Below are 20,301 nucleotides of genomic sequence, written 5' to 3'. Positions count from 1 at the left end.
ATTCAGCGATGCTTGAATTCTGCCGACCGCTTCTCCACGAACGCGGTCATGCCTTCCTTCTGATCCTCCGTCGCGAAGGTCGAGTGGAACACCCGACGCTCGAAGCGGACGCCCTCGGCGAGGGTGGTCTCGAAGGAGCGGTTGACTGCTTCCTTGGCCATCATCGCAATCGGCAGCGACATCTCGGCGATGGTGGTTGCGGTCTTCAAGGCATCGTCGAGCAGATCGGCGGCCGGAACGATCCGGGCAACCAGTCCTGCACGTTCGGCTTCTTCTGCGTCCATGTTGCGGCCGGTGAGGCACAGCTCCATGGCCTTGGCCTTGCCCACGGCGCGCGTAAGGCGCTGCGAGCCACCGATACCCGGAATGACACCGAGCTTGATCTCGGGCTGGCCGAACTTCGCGGTATCCGAAGCGATGATGAAATCGCAGAGCATCGCAAGCTCGCAGCCACCACCGAGCGCGTATCCGGAGACGGCGGCGATCAGCGGCTTACGAGCTGCTGCGACGCGATCCCACGGGGTGAAGAAATCCTCGACGTATGCGTCCATGTACGTCTTGGACTGCATTTCCTTGATGTCGGCACCGGCGGCGAAGGCGCGCTCGGAACCGGTGATCAGGATGGCTCCGATGCCGTTGTCCGCTTCGAGGTCGGCAACCGCGGCGACGACCTCGTTCATCAGCTCGGAGTTCAGCGCGTTGAGAGCCTTCGGGCGGTTGAGCGTGATGACGCCGACGCGACCCTTACGCTCGAGGATGATGGTGTTGAAGTCGGTCACTACTGTCCTTCGGTCGAACGGTCACGGATGTCGTTGATGATGGCAGAGAAGTCCTGACCGCCACCGCCCGCGGCATGGAAGCGACTGTAGAGTTCCGCGGCCTTGAGTCCGATCTCCGCATCGACGCCGTTGTTGCGCAGCGCATTTGCTGCCAGACCCAGGTCCTTGTCCATCAGTGCAACAGCAAAGCCGGGCTGGTAGTCGTTGTTGGCCGGGCTGGTGGGCACAGGTCCCGGAACCGGGCAGTTGGTGGTCAGTGCCCAGCACTGTCCCGAGGCGTTGGACGCCACGTCGAAGAGCGCCTGGTTGCTCAGGCCGAGCTTTTCGCCCAACACGAACGCCTCGCTGATCGCGATCATCGAAATGCCGAGGATCATGTTGTTGCAGATCTTGGCTGCCTGGCCGACACCGGCGTCGCCGCAGTGAACGACCTTGCGGCCCATCACGTCCAGCAACGGTGACGCGGCTTGGAAGTCAGCCTCGGAACCGCCGACCATGAATGCCAGCGTGCCTGCGGTAGCCCCGACGACTCCACCGGAGACCGGTGCGTCGACGCTGCGGTGACCGGCCGCTTCGGCCTTGTCGTGTGCCTCGCGGGCGTCGGCGACGTCGATGGTGGAACAGTCGATGAACAGCGTGCCCGGTGTTGCCACCGGCAGCAGCTCTTCGTACAGACCCAGAACGTGCTTACCGCTCGGCAGCATCGTGATCACGACGTCGGCACCGCGAACGGCGTCGACCGCCGAATCCGCCACCGATGCACCGTCTTTGACTGCCTGCTCCAGCGCCGCAGGTGCCAGGTCGAAACCGACGACCTTGTGTCCGGCCTTGACGAGATTGGCCGCCATCGGGCCACCCATGTGACCGAGTCCGATAAATCCAATGGTGCTCATTAGTGATGCTCCTTCGGCGGTGATCAGTTGCCTTGCGGTTGAGGGGCGAGTCCGAGCTCGTTGTCGCCCAGCGGGGCGAAGTAGGCGTCGACGGATTCTGCCGTGACGTCGTCGAGAGTTGCCGGCAACCACTTCGGGTTTCGGTCCTTCTCCACGACCTGGGCGCGAATGCCCTCGACCAGATCGTGTGAGGCGAGCGCAGCGGTCGAGACCCGGAACTCCTCGTTGAGGACTTCTTCCAAGCTTGCTGCTTCCTTGGCATGCCGCAGGGATCGCAGGGTCACCGACAGTGCAATCGGGGACTTGCCGAGAATCTGCTCCGCTGCCTTCTCCGCTTCGGGGATTCCACTTGCGCGAAGACGCTCGACGATGGTGGATACGTCGTCGGCGGAGTACGCGGCGTCGATCCAGCTCTGCTGGGCCAACAGTTCCGACACCGGAGCCGGCTCCGCGTACTGCGCCACGGCGTCGGCAACCGAAGACGACGCGAGTGCGGCGATGAACGTCTCGATGTTCTCCGACGGGATGAAGTGGTCAGCGAAACCTGCTGCGATGGCATCGCCGGCGCTCAGTCGCGCCGTGGTGAGCGCGATGTGCGTCCCGAGTTCACCGGGAGCACGCGAGAGCAGGTAAGTTCCGCCCACGTCTGGAATGAAACCGATTCCGGTCTCGGGCATTCCGATCATCGAGCGCTCGGTCACGATGCGAATGTCGCCGTGTGCGGACACTCCGACGCCACCGCCCATGACGATCCCGTCCATGATCGCGACGTACGGCTTCGGGTAGTTCGCGATCTCGGAGTTGAGGATGTACTCCTCACGCCAGAAGTCGAGCGAACCGGTCTTGCCGTCCTTGGCGTCATGGTAGATCGAGACGATGTCGCCGCCGGCGCACAGACCACGCTCGCCGGCGCCCGTGAGTACGACTGCATTGACGTCGTCGTCGGACTTCCATTCCTCGAGGGCCTTGGCCATCGCCTTGACCATCGAGTGGTTGAGGGCGTTGATCGCCTTGGGACGGTTGAGAGTGATGAGCCCCAGTCCGTCACGCTTTTCGATCAATACCTCGAGCTCGTCGCTCATGCTGCTCCCTGCTTTCCCTGACCTGATGCGACCACGCTGCGCGCGATGACCACCCTCATGATCTCGTTGCTGCCTTCGAGGATCTGATGAACCCGAAGATCGCGGACGATCTTCTCGATCCCGTACTCAGCAAGATAGCCGTACCCGCCGTGAAGCTGGAGGGCCTTGTTGGCTACGTCGAATCCGGTGTCGGTGGCAAAGCGCTTGGCCATCGCACACAACTCCACGACGTCGGACGCTCCGTCTTCGAGTGCGGCAGCGGCGCGCCACAGCAACGTCCTGGCCGCTTCGAGTTCGGTACGCATGTCGGCGAGCTGGAACTGCAGGGCCTGCGACTCGATCAGTGCCGAACCGAAAGCCTTGCGGTCCACCAGATATGCGACTGCCTTCTCCAGCGCTGCCTGGGCCCCACCAACCGAACAGGCGGCGATGTTCAGCCGGCCGCCGTTAAGACCTTTCATGGCGATGCGGAATCCGCTGCCCTCTTCACCGAGCATGTTGGCGGCAGGAACTCGCACGTCTTCGAAGATCACCTGGCGAGTGGGCTGCGCGTTCCAGCCCATCTTGATCTCGTTGGCACCGAAGGACAGTCCGGGCGAATCCTTGGGCACGATGAACGCCGAGATCCCCTTGGCACCGGCAGATCCGGTGCGTGCCATCACGACGTACACGTCGGAAGTGCCTGCGCCGGAAATGAACTGCTTGACGCCGTTGAGGATGTAGTCGTCGCCGTCACGAACGGCCTTGGTGCTCAAGCCCGCAGCATCGGAGCCAGCGCCGGGTTCGGTGAGGCAGTAGCTGCCCAGTTGATCCATCGAGCAGAGTCCGGGAACCCACTTGTGGCGCTGTTCGTCGTTGCCGAACTGGTCGATCATCCACGTGACCATGTTGTGGATGGAGATGTACGCGGCGATCGACGGATCGCCCTTGGCCAGCTCTTCGAAGATCCGGGCAGCGTCGACGCGACTCAGCTCACTGCCACCCACGTCTTCACGAATGTAGATACCGCCCATTCCCAGGGACGCCGCCTTACGGAGGACGTCCACCGGGAAATGCTTGGTCTGATCCCACTCCACTGCGTTGGGCGCCAGATGCTCGGCCGCGAAGTCGCGGGCAGTGTCACGAATCGCCCGCTCGTCATCGGTCAGAGTAAACATGGAAAGTGTTCCGATCAGTTCATCGTGGGGATGACGAAGTGGTTGGTCTCTTCCTTCTTGCCGGAAGGCCAGCGCTGCGTCACGGTCTTGGTCTTGGTGTAGAAGCGGAAGGAGTCGGGACCGTGCTGGTTCAGGTCACCGAATCCGGAGCGCTTCCAGCCACCGAAGGTGTGGTACGCGATCGGGACCGGGATCGGCACGTTCACGCCGACCATGCCGACGTTGACGCGAGCGGTGAAGTCACGCGCGGTGTCGCCGTCGCGGGTGAAGATGGAGACGCCGTTGCCGTACTCGTGTTCGGTCGGAAGACGCAGTGCCTCTTCGTAATCGGCAGCGCGGACCACCTGAAGGACGGGTCCGAAGATCTCTTCCTTGTAGATGCGCATGTCCGAGGTGACGTTGTCGAACAGGGTTGCGCCGGCGAAGAATCCACCTTCGTGGCCTTCGAGGGTGAAGCCGCGGCCGTCGACGACTGCCGTTGCGCCCTCGTCGATGCCGATCTGCACGTAGTTGTTGACGCGGTCGAGGGCATCCTGGCAAACGAGCGGTCCGAAATCGACGCCTTCGTCGTCACTGCGACCGATCTTGAGCTTCGCGACGCGCTCCTTCAGCTTCGCGACAAGAGCGTCCGCGGTCTCCTCGCCGACGGGAACGGCAACCGAGATGGCCATGCAACGCTCGCCGGCGCTGCCGTAGCCCGCGCCGATCAGGGCGTCGGCAACCTCGTCGAGGTCGGCGTCCGGCATGACGATCGCGTGGTTCTTGGCGCCACCGAAGCACTGTGCGCGCTTGCCGTGAGCTGCGGCCGTCTCGTAGATGTACTGAGCGATCGGCGTGGAGCCGACGAAGCCGACGGCCTTGATGCGATCGTCGGTGAGCAGAACGTCGACAACTTCCTTGTCACCGTTGACCACGTTGAACACACCCGCGGGCAGTCCCGCTTCGAGGAACAACTCGGCCAGGCGCAGCGGCACGGAGGGGTCGCGCTCGGAGGGCTTGAGGATGAAGGCGTTACCGGCGGCGAGGGCGGGGCCGGCCTTCCACAGCGGGATCATCGCGGGGAAGTTGAAGGGCGTGATGCCGGCAACGACGCCGAGCGGCTGACGCATGGAGTACACGTCGATGCCGGTGCCGGCACTCTCGGTGAATTCACCCTTGAGCAGGTGCGGAGCGCCGACGGCGAACTCGATGACCTCGAGGCCACGCTGGATGTCACCCTTGGCGTCGGCGACGGTCTTGCCGTGCTCGGACGAGAGGAGGCGGGCCAGAGAATCCATCTCGGCCTGAGCGAGCTGCAGGAACTTCATCAGCACGCGGGCACGCTTCTGCGGGTTGAACGCTGCCCACACCTGCTGCGCCTCTTCGGCATTGGCGATGATGGCTTCGGTCTCGGCCTTGCTCGCGAGGGGGACGCGGGCCTGCACCTTGCCGGTGTTGGGATCGAACACGTCCGCAAATCGATCAGATGTCCCGGGAACACGCTTACCACCGACGAAGTGCGTCAACTCGTGAACCGTCGCATTTTCAACCATTGTGCTAACCCGTTCCTTGCTCGTATGGACCGCCCAGGAGGCAGCTGTGAATATGTCTACCATCCTATAGTTGGATGTCCATGTATGTCTAGAGCCCAAGGGCTGTGCGCCTTTATTAACCGCGGGGGGTTAATAAAGGCGCACAGCGCGGAGCGCGGCTGCCGCTTCCTGCACGACTACTGCATCGGTGACGTCGTATCCGTCCGATCCCCCACCAGGTCCGCCGGAAACTGCGACAACCTTGCGCGCCGAGAGATGCACCGCATCGACGCCGACGGCGGCGATTGCCGGGATGTCGTCGACGGTTATTCCGCCACCGGCCATGATCTGGATCCGGCCCGCGGCATGTTCGACCATTCGACCGATCTCGTCGAGTCCCTCACTGCAGGTATCCGCACCCCCGGACGTCAGCACGCGGGTCACGCCCAGGTCGATCAGTTCGTCCAGCGCGGTCAGACGGTCGGTCACCACGTCCATCGCACGATGTACTGTCACCTCGACCCGCGCACGGTCCACGCATCCGATGATGCGGCGCAGCACGACGGTGTCGATCGAATAATCTTCTGTCAGAGCGCCGATCACGATGCCGGACGCTCCACCGGCCACAGCAGCATGTACGTCGTGCTCCATCACCCACACTTCGTCGGGTGAGAACACAAAACCTCCGGCACGCGGACGGATCAGCGGGTGTACCGCGATCCCCACCTCCGTCGCAGCCTCGATCACTCCGATGCTGGGCGTCAATCCCCCCGTCGGGCCGAGTGCCGCACACAACTCGACTCGAGTCGCTCCCACCGAACGCGCGATCCTCGCCCCCCGCACGTCCTGTACAGCCAGCTCCAGAACCGTCATGTCAGAAGGACTGCCACGACGGCTTGTGTTCGAGCGCATACCGGTAGTAGTCGGCAAGTTTGAGTGAACTGGCCGCAGCTTCGTCGATGACGACGGTGACATGGCGATGCAATTGCATCACCGAAGCCGGGCAGAACGCAGACAACGGACCTTCGACGGCAGCGGCGATCGCATCGGCCTTACCTTCTCCGGTCGCGATCATCACCAGATGCCTTGCATCGCTGATGGTTCCGAGACCCTGGGTGAGCACATGGTGTGGGACGTCGTCCACCCCGTCGAAGAACCGTGCGTTGTCGATCCGGGTCTGCTCGGTCAGCGTCTTCACGCGAGTTCTCGAGGTCAACGACGACCCTGGCTCGTTGAAGCCGATGTGACCGTCGGTGCCGATGCCGAGCAACTGCACGTCCACTCCCCCGGCCGCCGCGATGCTCTGGTCGTATCGCGCGATCTCTTTCTCCGGGCACGGCGCTTCACCGTTGGGACTCGACACCATCGCCGGATCCAGATTGACGTGATCGACGAATTCCGACCGAATCACCGAGTAGTACGACTGCGGATGGCGTTTCGGCAATCCCAGGTACTCGTCGAGCAGAAACGCCCGAGCCAGCGAGAAGTCGAGTTCGGCATCGCGATGCCTCGCTGCCAGTTCACGATAGGTTCCGATCGGCGACGACCCCGTTGCAAGCCCGAGCGTCGTCGCCCCGGCTCTGACGTAGCCTTCGACGATGTCCGCGACGGTCGAGTCGACCTCCGCGGGTGTCGGCTGAATTACGATTTCCATGATTTTTCCTTTCCGGCGGCTTTTCCGCCGAGTAGTACACGCCCCAGGCGCAAGTGACGATCGGTGACCACGATGTCGGCTCGGCAGCCCACGGCCAGCGATCCGATCAGGTCGCCAAGTCCCAGCAGACGCGCTGGGCTCCGAGTTGCCGCTGCGACAGCATCTTCCAGCGCGACGCCGCCGTCGAAGACAGTGCTGCGAAGCACGTCGAGCAATCTTGCAGTCCCTCCGGCGATGGCACCGGAACTGCCGTCGGCGGTCGCGAGTCTTGCTACACCGTCGGCAACCGTGACGTCGAGCGCACCGAGTTGGTAGTCGCCGTCGTCCATTCCCGCCGCGGCCATCGAATCACTGACCAAGGCGATCTGGTCCGGTCCGACAGCGTCGAAGACCATCGACACGGTCTCGGGCGCAAGATGCACACCGTCTGCGATCAGTTCCACCACCATCTCGCCTCTCGCGGCAGCCGCCAGGCACGCCGCGACGGGACCCGGAGATCGATGGTGCAGGGGCGGCATCCCGTTGAAGAGGTGGGTCGCGCTGATCTGTCCGGCCCAATCCCCGTGCACCGCAGCATCGATGCGCGCCGACGTCGTTGCCGCGTCGGCATCGGTGTGACCGAAACTCGGCACGATGTTGCGATGACGCATGATCGCGAGCAACTCTTCGAAATTCTCGGTCTCGGGCGCCAAGGTCATGGACCGCACGGTCCCCCGCGCAGCGTCACACACGGCTTCGAGCAGATCCGGATCACCGGGAATGATCGCTGCCGGATCCTGGGCACCGCAGCGGACGCCGTTGATGAACGGCCCCTCGAGGTGGATACCCAGAAGTTCTCCGCGTTCGACCAGATCGGCGAGCATCGTTGCTTGTCGCACCAGATCTGCGCGCGGTGCGGAGACCAGGCTGGCCAGCATTCCGGTCGTGCCGTGCTCACAATGATGCGCCGCCGCGCGGCTCGCTCCATCGGCGTCGGTGTTCGGGAAACCAGCACCCGCGGCGCCGTGGCTGTGGACATCGATCAAGCCGGGCATGATCACCGCGTCGGTGCGTTCCGGAATGACGACGACGGGTGTGGACGCCACATAGTCCGCAGCCGAGCCGACCCAACTGATCTTTTCGCCGTCCACGACGACGACTCCGTCGTGAATCTTCCCGGCCGGAGATCCGATCACAGTTCCCCGCAATACGATCGGATCGCCGACAGTAGCCGAGCCTGATGTACTCATGCCGACTCGCGAATCCGCGCGACGGCCGCTCTACCCTCGATCGGGTTTCGCGCGCCCCGCGCCGCCGCGGCCATGTCCTTGCACACCGCCAGATCGAGAGAGGCCAGTTGCGCGCGAACTGCGCCCAATGCCGGGACCGACATCGACAGACTCGTCACGCCCAAACCGACCAGAACCGGAGCCAACAGCGGGTCCGACGCGGATTCTCCGCACACACCAACTGGTTTTCCGGCATCGGCGCCCGCCTGACCGACCATCGCGATCAGATCGAGGACCGCCGGCTGCCACGGATCGAGCAGTTGCGCCAGGCCTCCGGCCATACGATCCACGGCGCAGGTGTACTGGCTCAGATCATTGGTACCGATACTGACAAAATCGAGGTGCTCGAGGATATCCTTCGCCCGCAACGCTGCAGCTGGAACCTCGATCATTGCTCCGACCTTGCCGATCCCCCGCGAACGCGCAAGTTCTGCAAAGTCTTTCGCCTCGTCGGCCGTAGCTACCATCGGCGCCATGACCCACAGATCGGCGCCCGTCGCATTGCCTGCCGCCGCGAGGGCGTCGAGCTGGCTGATGAGTGTGTCGGGATAAACCGTGCCGACACGGAGCCCGCGGATACCAAGGGCCGGATTCTCCTCGACCCCGAGATCGAGAAACGGCAACGGCTTGTCCGAACCCGAATCGAGAGTGCGGACCACCACCTTCTGTCCGGCGAAGTGCCCGAGCACCGACGCGTACGTCTGTGCTTGCTCCTCCACCGACGGTGCGTCGTGACGCCCGAGATACGAGAATTCGGTACGGAACAGTCCGACGCCCTCGCAATCCGCCGCTCCGGCCCGCGCGGCGTCCTCGAGGGTTCCGATGTTGGCCGACAACCTCACCGCGAACCCGTCACGCGTGCGTCCTGGCCCCTGTGCCGAAGCCGACTGCTCTGCCACGAACGATGCTTCGAGGACAGCGCGCTCGCGCGTTTCTGCCGAGGGATCGATGGTGACCGTCCCGGTGGTGCCGTCGAGGATGAGAAGTTTCCCCTCCGCCAGCAGATCGGTTCCCGAACAGTTGACCACGGCCGGGATTCCGAGCGACTTCGCCAAGATAGCCGTATGGCTGGTCGGACCTCCTTCGGCAGTCAACAATCCGACCACGTCACTGGTGCCCAGCGTCGCTGTATCCGCCGGAGCGAGGTCGCGCGCCACCAGTATGTACGGGTAACCGGGAGTGGGGATTCCGGGCATCGGCTCCCCTCGAAGAACGGCCACGGCTCGCTGCCCGAGGTCGCGCAGATCGGTTGCCCGTTCGGCCATGTACCCGCCGAGCGCCGTGAGCTTTTCACAGAAGGCGTCGAAGGCAACTGCGACGGCGTGTGCGGTCGGCAGCCCCGATTCCAGGTTCGCCTTGGCCGCCTTCACGATGCCCGCGTCGCGCGCCATCGCAGCCGACGTCGTCAGGATCTCCGCGGAGACGCCCTCGACTGTCTTTGCACGCGAGAGCAGTTCCTCCGCGACGGCGTCCAGTGCCTCACGGATCCTGATCAGCTCCGCCTCGGGACTGCCCGTGATCGGGTCCGCCGCCGAGGTCGGCTCAGGCGTGGAGAATCGCAACCACGGCGCGCAGACCGAACCCGCGCTCACTCCGATACCCGCGATGCGGTTGTCCACACTCGCCGTCATCAGGCTTCGTCCAGTTCGGATGCGAGAAGCTCTGCGAGCGAACCGACCGCAGCGTCGGCGCCGTCACCGTCAGCACGCAAGGTCACCGAATCCCCGAATGCTGCACCGAGAGTCATGACAGACAACATGCTGGAGGCATCGACGGGTTCGCCGTCGCCGAGCGCGATGGTGACGTCTACCGGTAGATCGGCTGCGGCGCGCGCGAAGAGCGCTGCGGGTCGTGCGTGGAGTCCGACGCGGGATCCGATTGTCGTGGTTGCGATCGCCATGTTCAGCGTCCTTCCAGTTCCTTGTCGAGCTTGTTTTCCAGTTCGGCGACGAGCGGGGCGTCGGTGCGGCTGTCACCTTCGGCAGCCAGTGCCAGTTCGGCCTCGAGCAGCGCTGGGTCGGGCTCACCTGCGGCCACCTCGACCTCTTCTTCTCGTCCTGGCGTGCGCAGATTCCACTTCTTGATGACGAAGCTGAAAAGGAAGTAGTAGATCACGGCGTAGCCGAGTCCGATCGGGATCAACATCCATGCGTTGGTTGCCTTGCCGAAGTTCAACACGTAGTCGAAGAAGCCTGCGGAGAACGTGAATCCGTCGTGAATCCCGAGCGCATTGACCAAGGCCATCGACGTTCCGGTCAGGAGCGAGTGGATGACGTACAGGGGCCACGCGACGAACATGAAGGAGAATTCGAGCGGCTCGGTGATACCGGTGAGGAATGCGGTCAGGCCGGTGGAGAGCATGATGCCGCCGACGAGCTTCTTCTGCGAAGGCTTGGCGTTGCGCCAGATTGCGAAGGCTGCAGCGGGGAGGGCGAACATCATGATCGGGAAGAAGCCGGTCATGAACGTACCGGCGGAGGGGTCGCCGGCGAAGAACCGGTTGAGGTCACCGCGAACGATCTGACCGCTCGCGTCCTGGTAGTCGCCGATCAGGAACCACACGGCGGAGTTCAAGATGTGGTGCAGGCCCGTGGGGATCAGGAGGCGGTTCGCTGCGCCGTAAATGCCGCCGCCCACAACGGTATTGGAAGCAACTGCTTCACCGACCCAGTTGAGGCCGGAGTTGAACAAGGGGTACACGAATGCCATCAGGACACCGACCACAAGACCGGTGATCGCTGTCAGGATGGGAACGAGCCTGCGCCCGTTGAAGAACCCGAGATAATCGGGAAGCTTCGTTCGATAGAACCGCTGCCACAGGATCGCCGACAGCAAGCCCATCACGATACCGGCGAGCACACCGTAGTTGATCAGGGATTGATCCCCGTTCGGGTCCGTCTTCCCTTCGAGGACGATCGGCGACATCGCCTTGAACACGCCGTCGATCACCATGTAGCCGACGACGGCTGCCAAGGCAGTCGATCCGTCGGCCTTCTTGGCCCAGCCGATCGCGATACCGACGGCGAAGATCAGCGGCAGCCACGTGAAGACTGCTTGTCCTGCCGCAGAGATCACTGCAGCAGCACTGTGCATCGAACTGAATCGCCCGAGCAGGTCGTCCTGGCCGAGGCGGAGCAAGATTCCCGCAGCCGGCAGAACGGCGATCGGAAGCATCAAGCTTCGGCCGAGGCGTTGAACCCCGGCGAACACTTTCGATTCCTTCTTCGGGGTGTCTTCGAGAGTCATCAAGGACCTTCTTCGTTCGCCGGGCCGCGTCGCGATCGGCCGCTGGTTCTGGAAATTCGGGTGTCGTACACGTGCAGGTTTCGTGAAAATGCAGGTCACGGTTCTTGCTCGGAAGTGAGGCCTAAACCGTTTTGTCGAAACTGTTGTGGAGCCGGACTTCCAACGGGTACTGTCCGGTCATAACCAGTTGTAGTTTTACCTGGTGGAGGCGAGTTGTCAACACCCAAATGTGACATACGTAACCGGGATAGCCTTGACCAGCAACTAGTCAGCCCACCTGTACGACCGTTCAACGATCACGACCAACCCGACAATCAGGAGCAGCAAATGTCGAAAGCGGAAGCAATCATCAAGGGCCTCGGCGGCGCAGAGAACATCGTCGAGATCGAGGCTTGCATCACCCGCCTGCGTACCGAGGTCAAGGACGGAGCGAAGGTGAACGAGTCCGCTCTCAAGGCTGCCGGCGCACACGGCGTACTCAAGGCCGGAACGGTTGTCCAGGTCATCGTCGGGCCCGAGGCCGACACCCTTGCCGAGGACATCGAGGACATCCTGTGACGGTCGTCCTCGCCCCGCTCCCCGGTCGGGTCGTCGCACTCGCTGACGTACCGGACCCGGTGTTCGCTCAGCAGATGGTCGGCTCGGGCGTCGCGATCGAACCCGCTCGCGGTCAGGGCCCGCTCACGGTCGTGGCGCCGATCAGCGGAAAGATCCTGAAACTTCACCCCCACGCGTTTGTGATCTTCGGCGAGAAAGCCGCCGGCGTGCTGGTCCATATCGGCATCGACACGGTCAAGCTCGAAGGCGACGGATTCACCCTCATCGCCGCCGAGGGTGACACCGTCAATGCCGGTGATCCCGTCGTCAGCTTTGATCCAGCGCACATCGACACGACCGGCTACTCGGCGATCTGCCCGGTAGTCGTGATGGATTCCAAACCGGACACCGTCGAATCCCCTTCCGTCGGTGGGGACGTCGCCACTGGCGACACTCTGTTCGACTGGTCGGCGTAACGCAAAGGGCGAGCACACCGGAAGGTGTGCTCGCCCTTTCGCTTCGAACGATGACTATTGGTCGCCGCGCGTTTTGGGCCGCGCTTGGCCCTGGACTTCCATCTGCAACTGGTAGCGGTCGGATCGGTACCAACTGCGAGTGTGCTCGACCGGTGCGATCTCGCTGAACGACACTCGATCGAAGTACAGAACCGGAGCGCCCTTACGAGTGCCCAGGAGAGTCGCGATCTCCGTACTGGCACCATCTGCACTGACTGTCTGCTCTGCCCGATCGATCGGCTTGTCGTACTTGTCGGCGGTTGCCCGATAGATCGAACCCGTCAAGTCCATGTCGAGTAAACCCGGCAACAGTTCGGGATTGAACCAGCCGTCGTCCACGCTCACCGGCTCGCCGTCGGCAAGGCGCAAGCGCTTGACGTGGTAACCGTCGGAACCCGGTCGCATATTCAGTGCGGCAGCAGTATTTTCGGGGACCGGCCCCTGTTCGCTGACCAGGACCACCGTCGTGGGGTGATGCCCCTGGGCGCGCATTTCCTCGGTGAAGGATGCAAGGTGCAGCTTGGATTGGACAGCGCGGTGCGCGACAAAGGTGCCCTTGCCACGCACACGCACGAGGTGTCCGTCATTGACCAACTGGCCGATGGCCTCGCGAACAGTGATCCGACTGACGCCGTAGTCCTGCATCAGGTTTCGCTCGCTGGTCATCAAGTCGCCAGGCTGGAGTTCTTGGGTGCACTTGCGCAGGAGAATGGTGCGCAACTGCTCATGTTTGGGTATTGCGCTGTCGCGCAAATGAACGGGCATCACAGCGACTGTCCCTCCGAGAAATGAATAGTCGTCTATTCGCCGACGATAACGATCTGAAATCGCGGGCAGGTCCCGACCGGACCGGTCCAATTAACGATACTGGAATTCACGGTAGGAAACTAGCATCAGTCCGGAGTTGTCCGATTTCAACCGTCCAACCGTCGGTAGATGGACCGTATTTCGTCCAAGGCGACGTTCTGCTGAGCCATGTCCAATCCCAGTGCCGCCACCGCCTCACGCAGACGGCGGATATCCAGATCGTCTATCGCCGGTCGAAATTGCACCTTCGGTAGCGCGGGGAGGGCAGCAGCGATTCCGAACCAATTCTCGACGTCTACCGGAACAGTCGACTCGTCCTCCACTCCCCCGATCAACTGCTCCAGGTCGACCCCGCGAAGTCTCAGCAACCTCAGCGGATCGGTGTCGATCCGCTCGGCAGTCAAGAACGCCACGGCCGCAGCGTGTTTGCACGGCCAACCGACGTCGGGGCAGGTGCAGTCGAAACGGAAAGCCGACGGGCCGTCCGGTATCAGTTGGGCAGCAAGCATGTCCGGGACAGTGCCGGACACCAGCGCGGCAAGGCTTCCCGGCACCCGGCGGATCTTGGTGATGATGTCGTCGATATCCGATTGATCAAGAGTGTCGATCGACAGCGTGGAAACGAAAGGTTGAAGTTGGCTGCCCTGAACCTCGGCCGTCACCACTCCCGGTTCGATGTCGAGTGCCAAAACCTGACCCGAACGCGCATACGTTCGTCCACGCGTGACACGAGGTTTGTCGCCGATCTCTTCGACGACGCGGACAAAAGCCTTGCCCCAGAACGTTCTCCCGAACGCTGGACGAGGCTTGACCGGCGCAGGTGCCCGCCGCCGAGGCCCGGTGTACTCGCTGAAATCGGGGCCCTTACCGCGCGGACTCATTCGCCCACCGCGTCGTCGCCGAGTCGCAACAACTCGTCCAATTGCTCGACGCTCATCTCCGTCACCCAGTTCTCACCGGTCCCGACTGCAAGTTCGGCGAGTTCACTTTTACTCGCGATCATCGTGTCGATTCGCTCTTCCAAAGTTCCGACGCACACCATCTTGCGGACCTGCACGTTCTTTCTCTGACCGATGCGGAAGACACGGTCCGTCGCCTGGTTCTCTACCGCCGGGTTCCACCATCTGTCGAGGTGAACCACATGGTTGGCTGCTGTGAGATTCAGGCCGGTGCCGCCGGCCTTGAGCGAGAGCACCATGATGGGCGGACCGTCTGCGCCTTGGAATGCCTCGACCATCGCGTCGCGTCCAGCCTTGGACACGCCGCCGTGGAGAAACGGAACCTCGGTGGTGAACCGGTCGGCCAGGTACGGCACCACTAATTCCCCGAACTCACGAAACTGTGTGAACAACAGAACCTTCTCGTCGTCGGCCGTGACCGACTCGACGATATCTTCGACCAGTCCGAGCTTTCCCGAACGGTGTTGCCCGCGGCGCATCACCGGCGAACCGTCGCGCAGGAAGTGCGCGGGATGATTGCACACCTGTTTGAGTTTGGTCAGCGCAGACAGGACGGCGCCCTTGCGCTTCATCCCTTCCGTCCCCTTGATCTGCGCCATCATCTCGTCCACCACGGCGCGGTACAACGCGGCCTGCTCTTCGCTGAGATTCGCTCGAACCGTCATCTCCAACTTCTCCGGGAGATCCGCGATCACGGCGGGATCGGTCTTCACGCGCCGCAGCACAAAGGGGGACGTGACGGCTCGCAGTCGCGAGACGGCAAGCTGATCTTTTTCCCGCTCGATCGGTACGACAAACCTTTTGCGGAACATCTGCTCCGAGCCGAGTACACCGCGATTGGCAAAATCGAGGATTGACCGCAGCTCGTCCAGTCGGTTCTCCACCGGCGTTCCGGTCAGAGCAACGCGATGATCCGCGGGGATGCTGCGAGCAGCTCTCGCCTGAGATGTCTTGGCGTTCTTGATGTGTTGAGCCTCGTCGAGCACTACGCGCCGCCAGTCGAGATCCTTGAGGGCCGCGACGTCGCGGGTCATGAGCGCGTAGGTGGTGATCACGAGGTCACTCTCACGAACTGCCTGTTCCAACTCCGCCCCGGTAGCGCGATCCGAACCGTGATGAACGTAGACGCTCAGGCTCGGCACAAATCGCGCCGCTTCACGCTGCCAGTTACCCACAACCGACATCGGACACACCAAAAGGGTTGCTGTCTTGGACTTCTCGTGGGCAAGTAACGCCAACAATTGCAGCGTCTTACCCAGACCCATGTCGTCGGCCAGTACGGCGCCGAGCCCGAGGGCACTCATGTACGCCAACCAGTCGAGACCGCGTCGTTGATACGGACGCAAAGTCGCGTTGACCGTCGACGGTACCGCGACCTGCCGCGGAGCCACCGACTGGTCGAGCAGTGCCGAGGCCCATCCGGTTGCTTTCACTTCCTCGACCGGCAGGTCTTTGAGGTCGTCGGCGATCAAGTCCTTGATCAGATCGACGATCGCTCGGTCCCCGCTCGAGTGCCGCTGACTGACAAAACGAGCCGCGCGGGCCAGGACGTCTTTGTCCGCCTGAACCCACTCGCCGCGCAACTGGACCAGATCGGACTTCGCATCGACGAGTCGGGTCATTTCCTCGGCGGTGAGTACCTTGTCTCCGAGCGCCAATTCCCAATCGTATTCCAGCAATTGGTCCATACCGACCGTACGATTCTCCGCAACGATCGGAGATGCCGCCGAGGTCACGCGCACACGCAGGGATGGAGACACCACGTTCCATGCGCGAGGAAGCAGCAGCGTGATCCCTCGCTCTCGCAGGACAATCGCGCCGTGTCCGACCAGGTCCATCACGACAGGTGTGGGCAGCAACAGGTCGAGGCTGTCCTCGTCACGCGGCACGTCGCGAAAACGTGGGTAAGCCTTGATTGCGTCTTCGAGCTTGCGGCTGCCGAGCTGGATACGTTTGGGATCTGCCCGGTGCAGTCGAACACGTTCGGGCGCTTCACCTTCAGGACGCAAACACACTTGCAGACGCCACAGCGCATCGTCGTCGGGATCGGAATTGTCGTCGAGTTCAGGCTCGATCAGCCGCAGAACCAAGTCCGGCTCTCCGGCGGTGAACGTCGACCCCCATTCGGCGAGTCCCTCGGCCGCTCGTACCGACACGTCGTCGAAAGCGTCCCCGGACAACACGGCCTGCCACAGCGGGGTCTGCACCACCGGATGTGAGTCCCCGAGAGCACGACGAACGATCGGGTCCGTGAGTTCGTTCGTGATGTCTTCGATCGTCGCCCTCGGCGAACCGACCGCCCGCTGCACCGGCGGCATCGCCACGACCAGTTCGCCGATCCAGGCGCGCTGGCGTTCCCCCACCGACAACTGCCAGCGTGGCCACCAACTTCCTTCAGCCCGCGTCAGTGCGGGGACCACCCGGCCGGCGCGCACCCACCGGTCTATTCCTCGCGCCACATGTACGAGAAAGTGCAGGTCTCCCGCAATTCGCTGATCGTCGGCCTTGAACCGCAGCAGGAGATCGACTGCGTCCGGCGGCGCCAACGCAACAGCTGCGTACTCACTCTGCAAAGGCCCGCCAGGTACGGGCGGCATAGCGACATTCACACGATGACGGAACTTGCGATGCAGGACAGCACTGACCGGATCACGGGGATCGTCGGTCCCGGCACCCTCGTGCCCGTCGACCCACAGTTTGAGCCCCGATCCCGGTGACCAGAGTCCATGCAGCATCCGACCATCCAATCAGGTGCCACCGACACCACTTCCCGCCTACCGGGCAATAGGCTGGCAGGCATGACGACGGCATACGGCTTCACCGAGTACGGCGGACCCGACACACAGTCCTACTTCGACGTCACCTTGCCCCCGCCCGGTGCCGGCCAACTGCTGGTGTCGGTCCGAGCGGCGGGCGTCAACCCCGCTGACTGGAAAGTTCGCGCGGGTACTCGAAAAGATACTGTCCCGGTGACGCTGCCTGCGGTTCTGGGCCGCGAAGTGTCCGGTGTTGTCATCGGAGTAGGTCCGCGGGTCACCGAGTTCGAGGTCGGCGACGAAGTGTTCGGCGCTACCGCGACCGGCTTCGGCGGCTACGCCGCGTCGACATTGCTCAACGTCTCCTCGACAGCACACAAGCCGCCTACCGTGTCCTGGGCCGATGCCGCAGTGCTGACGGTTGCGGCAGGAACGGCCTACGACGCACTCCACGATCTCGGTCTGAAACCCGGGGCGACACTCCTGCTGCTCGGCGCCGGCGGCGGCGTTGGTCGCAGCACGATCGCGCTTGCACTGGCGCGGAGTATCAACGTGATCGGTGTCGCGAGCGAGTCCAAGAGAACCGCGATCGAGGAAGCGGGAGCACGTTGGGTTGCGTCGGGGGACGGCTTCGCAGACGACGTGTCCGCGTTGTCCCCAGTCGGAGTGGACGCGGTTTTCGACCTGGTCGGCGGGGACACTCTCACTCGCGGCGCTGAGCTCGCCCGACCGGACGCACCGATCCTGAGCATCGCCGATCCTCTGGCTGCGAGCCGACTCGGCGGCGGTGGTGTCGAACGCCGAAGAACTACAGCAGTATTCACGGAGGTCGCGGCGCTCGTGGCCGACGGGATCCTCGACCCGTCCGTGTCCGGGCGGTACCCATTCTCCCGCGCTGGGGAAGCGCTCGCTGCAGTCGAAGACGGCCATGCCGCCGGCAAAGTAGTGATCGAGTTCGGCTGATTCCTGTCGGCCTCCGATGGTTCAATCACCGTCTACGACGGACGGCGTTGAATCACCGTCTACGACGGGCGGGGGCACAGGTGGTTGCACGGTTATCTGCGATCCTGTCGACGCTCGTGCTCGTATGTCTCGTCGCGTCCTGCGGACGGTTCGGGGACGAGCGTCTCGAGTCGGCCCCGGGCAGCCCGACACGATCGGAGCTCGAATCGCTGCTGTCCCGGACCGCGATTGTCGACAACCGCCCACATCCGGGTGGATACGAGCGCGGCTGCGGTAACGGCGAGGCTTGCGTCTTCGGCCCCGCTTGGTCCGACGACCAGGACGCTCCAGGTGGCCACGACGGGTGCGATACCCGCAACAACGTTCTGGCCCAAGATCTCTCGGACGTGGTGTTCAAACCGGGAACACGTGACTGCGTCGTACTGTCGGGCGCGATGACCGACCCGTACTCCGGTGATCGCATCGAATTCGAACGCAGCCAGGCCAAGTCCGTCCAGATCGACCACGTCTTCCCACTCGCCGCCGCCTGGGACTTCGGCGCGAACTCCTGGACGCCCGCGCTTCGGATGAGGTTCGCGAACGACATGTCTCTGAACCTGTTGGCCGTCAACGGCCCCGACAACCAGTCGAAAGGCGACAGCACGCCCAGTGAGTGGTTGCCGCCCGATCCTGCGTACCGATGCTTTTACGCCGGCAAGTACTTGACCGTCGCGATTTCCTATGGCTTACCAGTCAGCCGAGCTGATCATTCGGCCCTGACGGACCTCGCCACTCGCTGTTGAGCTACCGGCCGTCCTTCACCACTCGCCCACTCTGGATGACGAGTGCGATCCGCTCACGATCGGCAAAGATCGAGGGATCCGTCAACGGATTGCCGCGGAAGGCAACGAGGTCGGCGAACTTGCCGACTTCGATGGTGCCGACCTCGTCGGCGATACCGAGAATGTCGGCGTTGATCCGGGTAGCGGAAACCAATGCGTCCATCGGGGTTTCGACCTTGGCGCGCAGGACTAGCTCCATTCCCCGGCCCGTTTGATCGGTACCGATGAGGTCCGATCCCAATCCCACTCTGACGCCGGCATTTCGAGCAGCAAGAAGCCCGTCGATCTGACCCTGCATCATCTGGCCGATCCGAGCCGAAATCGATTCGGGTAGACCTGCTGACGCCGCGCTGTCCGAGAGTGCCTGCACCACAGCCAACGTCGGCACCAACGCGACGTCGTGCTCGGCCATCAACTTGGCAGTCTCGTCGTCGATACCTGAGCCGTGCTCGACGCATTTCGCGCCGGCAGTGACAGCGTTTCGGATTCCCTCGTTGTTGTGGGCATGCACCGTGACATAGGTACCGCGCGCATTGGCTTCCTCGACGGCAACTTCGATCTCGTCGACCGTGAACTGGGTATCGGTGAGCTTGTCATGAGTGGATACCACTCCCCCTGTGACACACAGTTTGAGGAAGTCCGCACCCCTGCGGAACGTCTCGCGAACGTTCTTTCGCATTTCGTGCGGACCGTCGGAAAGCAGAGACATACACCGTAATCCGGGGATGTCATGATCGGACCAGTCCGAAGTCGGCTCCCATTCGGCCGCCAGGTGTCCGTGTCCACCGGTCTGGCACTGGATCGGGCCGCACTGAATGATCCGCGGACCCGGAATCTTGCCCGAGGCGACAACTCCGGCGAGTCCACCGTCGATTCCGCCGCAGTCACGAACAGTGGTGAATCCCCCGTCGAGGGTCGATGCGCAGGTCGCGAACATGTCTGCAGCGAGCTCGGCTACCGAGATCTGACGCCGCAGGCTCGGTGCGAGATCGCTCGATCCACCGAGATGAACGTGTGCGTCGATGAGGCCGGGCGTGATTGTCAGCCCAGCGCAGTCCAGCACCTCCGCCCCCGTGGGTGGCGTGCCACCGAGTGCACTGATGCGCCCGTTTTCCACAGCAACAGCGCAGTTCTCGATCGGGTCGGCGCCCGTCCCGTCGATGATCGTTGCACCGGTCAGCCATACGACAGACATATTGAATGTTCCTCCGACGTGTACCGATCGCCGGAAGATTCCGCCGACATACCGAATAGGGTTCGGTTAGTATGATGCATACCGGCTCCCGAAATCAAGGAGTTGTCATCACTCGATGAAGTCCGAGATTGCTGACGAATCCCTCACCAGGAGAATCG

General features: G+C 63.0%; 19 protein-coding genes. 4 read left to right on the top strand and 15 right to left on the bottom strand.

Annotation, left to right across the window (positions count from 1 at the left end; all coding sequences use genetic code 11):
* Positions 1-2 precede the first annotated feature (2 nt).
* From ATN38_RS21475 to ATN38_RS21425, 11 genes are all read right to left on the bottom strand, one after another.
* Positions 3-779 carry an enoyl-CoA hydratase gene (locus ATN38_RS21475; RefSeq protein ID WP_003941374.1) on the bottom strand — a complete coding sequence of 259 codons (777 nt, stop codon included), beginning with the start codon at positions 777-779 and terminating at the stop codon, positions 3-5.
* The gene (gene mmsB, locus ATN38_RS21470; protein WP_003941308.1) at positions 779-1,672 is read right to left on the bottom strand and encodes a 3-hydroxyisobutyrate dehydrogenase; all 894 of its coding nucleotides are present in this window, start codon (positions 1,670-1,672) and stop codon (positions 779-781) included. The genes ATN38_RS21475 and mmsB overlap by 1 nt, the downstream gene beginning before the upstream one ends.
* Positions 1,673-1,695: 23 nt before the next feature.
* Entirely contained in the window at positions 1,696-2,754 is a 1,059-nt protein-coding gene (locus ATN38_RS21465; protein ID WP_054827466.1) for an enoyl-CoA hydratase/isomerase family protein, read from the bottom strand.
* Positions 2,751-3,911 (bottom strand): isobutyryl-CoA dehydrogenase, encoded by a 1,161-nt coding sequence (locus tag ATN38_RS21460; protein ID WP_064075262.1) that lies wholly within the window; start codon positions 3,909-3,911, stop codon positions 2,751-2,753. Before ATN38_RS21460 ends, ATN38_RS21465 begins: the two co-directional genes overlap by 4 nt.
* 14 nt (positions 3,912-3,925) lie before the next feature.
* Positions 3,926-5,443, bottom strand: a complete 1,518-nt coding sequence (locus ATN38_RS21455) for a CoA-acylating methylmalonate-semialdehyde dehydrogenase (RefSeq protein WP_003941275.1) — start codon at positions 5,441-5,443, stop codon at positions 3,926-3,928.
* Positions 5,444-5,572: 129 nt separating this feature from the next.
* Positions 5,573-6,295 (bottom strand): copper homeostasis protein CutC, encoded by a 723-nt coding sequence (locus tag ATN38_RS21450; protein ID WP_218748609.1) that lies wholly within the window; start codon positions 6,293-6,295, stop codon positions 5,573-5,575.
* A 1-nt stretch (position 6,296) separates the two neighbouring features.
* Positions 6,297-7,076 (bottom strand): glucosamine-6-phosphate deaminase, encoded by a 780-nt coding sequence (nagB, locus tag ATN38_RS21445; protein WP_021334281.1) that lies wholly within the window; start codon positions 7,074-7,076, stop codon positions 6,297-6,299.
* Positions 7,064-8,305, bottom strand: a complete 1,242-nt coding sequence (locus tag ATN38_RS21440) for an N-acetylglucosamine-6-phosphate deacetylase (protein ID WP_218748607.1) — start codon at positions 8,303-8,305, stop codon at positions 7,064-7,066. Before ATN38_RS21440 ends, nagB begins: the two co-directional genes overlap by 13 nt.
* Positions 8,302-9,975: a phosphoenolpyruvate--protein phosphotransferase gene (gene ptsP, locus ATN38_RS21435; RefSeq protein WP_083059485.1), complete on the bottom strand. Its 1,674-nt coding sequence runs from the start codon at positions 9,973-9,975 to the stop codon at positions 8,302-8,304. Before ptsP ends, ATN38_RS21440 begins: the two co-directional genes overlap by 4 nt.
* Positions 9,975-10,244 carry an HPr family phosphocarrier protein gene (locus ATN38_RS21430; protein WP_003941322.1) on the bottom strand — a complete coding sequence of 90 codons (270 nt, stop codon included), beginning with the start codon at positions 10,242-10,244 and terminating at the stop codon, positions 9,975-9,977. The genes ptsP and ATN38_RS21430 overlap by 1 nt, the downstream gene beginning before the upstream one ends.
* Positions 10,245-10,246: 2 nt before the next feature.
* Positions 10,247-11,590: a PTS transporter subunit EIIC gene (locus ATN38_RS21425; protein WP_003941307.1), complete on the bottom strand. Its 1,344-nt coding sequence runs from the start codon at positions 11,588-11,590 to the stop codon at positions 10,247-10,249.
* Positions 11,591-11,917: 327 nt separating this feature from the next.
* On the opposite strand from ATN38_RS21425, the gene ATN38_RS21420 reads away from it, so the two are divergent.
* Both ATN38_RS21420 and ATN38_RS21415 read left to right on the top strand, forming a co-directional pair.
* A complete protein-coding gene (locus ATN38_RS21420; protein WP_003941324.1) occupies positions 11,918-12,148 on the top strand; it encodes a glucose PTS transporter subunit EIIB in 231 nt (76 codons plus the stop codon).
* A complete protein-coding gene (locus ATN38_RS21415) occupies positions 12,145-12,603 on the top strand; it encodes a glucose PTS transporter subunit IIA (protein ID WP_218748605.1) in 459 nt (152 codons plus the stop codon). The genes ATN38_RS21420 and ATN38_RS21415 overlap by 4 nt, the downstream gene beginning before the upstream one ends.
* Positions 12,604-12,657: 54 nt before the next feature.
* Here the strand turns inward: ATN38_RS21415 and ATN38_RS21410 are convergent, their stop codons facing one another.
* The 3 genes from ATN38_RS21410 to ATN38_RS21400 all read right to left on the bottom strand — a co-directional run bounded on the left by ATN38_RS21410 (position 12,658) and on the right by ATN38_RS21400 (position 17,143).
* Positions 12,658-13,407 carry a GntR family transcriptional regulator gene (locus tag ATN38_RS21410; protein ID WP_007726130.1) on the bottom strand — a complete coding sequence of 250 codons (750 nt, stop codon included), beginning with the start codon at positions 13,405-13,407 and terminating at the stop codon, positions 12,658-12,660.
* A 149-nt stretch (positions 13,408-13,556) separates the two neighbouring features.
* On the bottom strand, positions 13,557-14,330 hold the full coding sequence (locus ATN38_RS21405; RefSeq protein ID WP_007726128.1) for an SWIM zinc finger family protein: 774 nt from the start codon (positions 14,328-14,330) through the stop codon (positions 13,557-13,559).
* Positions 14,327-17,143 (bottom strand): DEAD/DEAH box helicase, encoded by a 2,817-nt coding sequence (locus tag ATN38_RS21400; RefSeq protein WP_218748603.1) that lies wholly within the window; start codon positions 17,141-17,143, stop codon positions 14,327-14,329. The genes ATN38_RS21405 and ATN38_RS21400 overlap by 4 nt, the downstream gene beginning before the upstream one ends.
* 63 nt (positions 17,144-17,206) lie before the next feature.
* On the opposite strand from ATN38_RS21400, the gene ATN38_RS21395 reads away from it, so the two are divergent.
* Positions 17,207-18,127, top strand: a complete 921-nt coding sequence (locus tag ATN38_RS21395; RefSeq protein ID WP_054827462.1) for an NADP-dependent oxidoreductase — start codon at positions 17,207-17,209, stop codon at positions 18,125-18,127.
* A gap of 80 nt (positions 18,128-18,207) precedes the next feature.
* The gene (locus tag ATN38_RS21390; protein WP_007726123.1) at positions 18,208-18,909 is read left to right on the top strand and encodes an HNH endonuclease family protein; all 702 of its coding nucleotides are present in this window, start codon (positions 18,208-18,210) and stop codon (positions 18,907-18,909) included.
* Position 18,910: 1 nt separating this feature from the next.
* Here ATN38_RS21390 and ATN38_RS21385 read toward each other — a convergent pair whose 3' ends face one another.
* The gene (locus ATN38_RS21385) at positions 18,911-20,143 is read right to left on the bottom strand and encodes an amidohydrolase family protein (RefSeq protein ID WP_007726122.1); all 1,233 of its coding nucleotides are present in this window, start codon (positions 20,141-20,143) and stop codon (positions 18,911-18,913) included.
* Positions 20,144-20,301: the final 158 nt, after the last annotated feature.

The organism is Rhodococcus sp. FH8 (assembly GCF_019266085.1).
Taxonomy (GTDB): Bacteria; Actinomycetota; Actinomycetes; order Mycobacteriales; family Mycobacteriaceae; genus Rhodococcus_F; species Rhodococcus_F qingshengii.
Note: the sequence above shows the minus strand (reverse complement) of the source record. Positions and strands in the feature narration are given on the sequence as shown.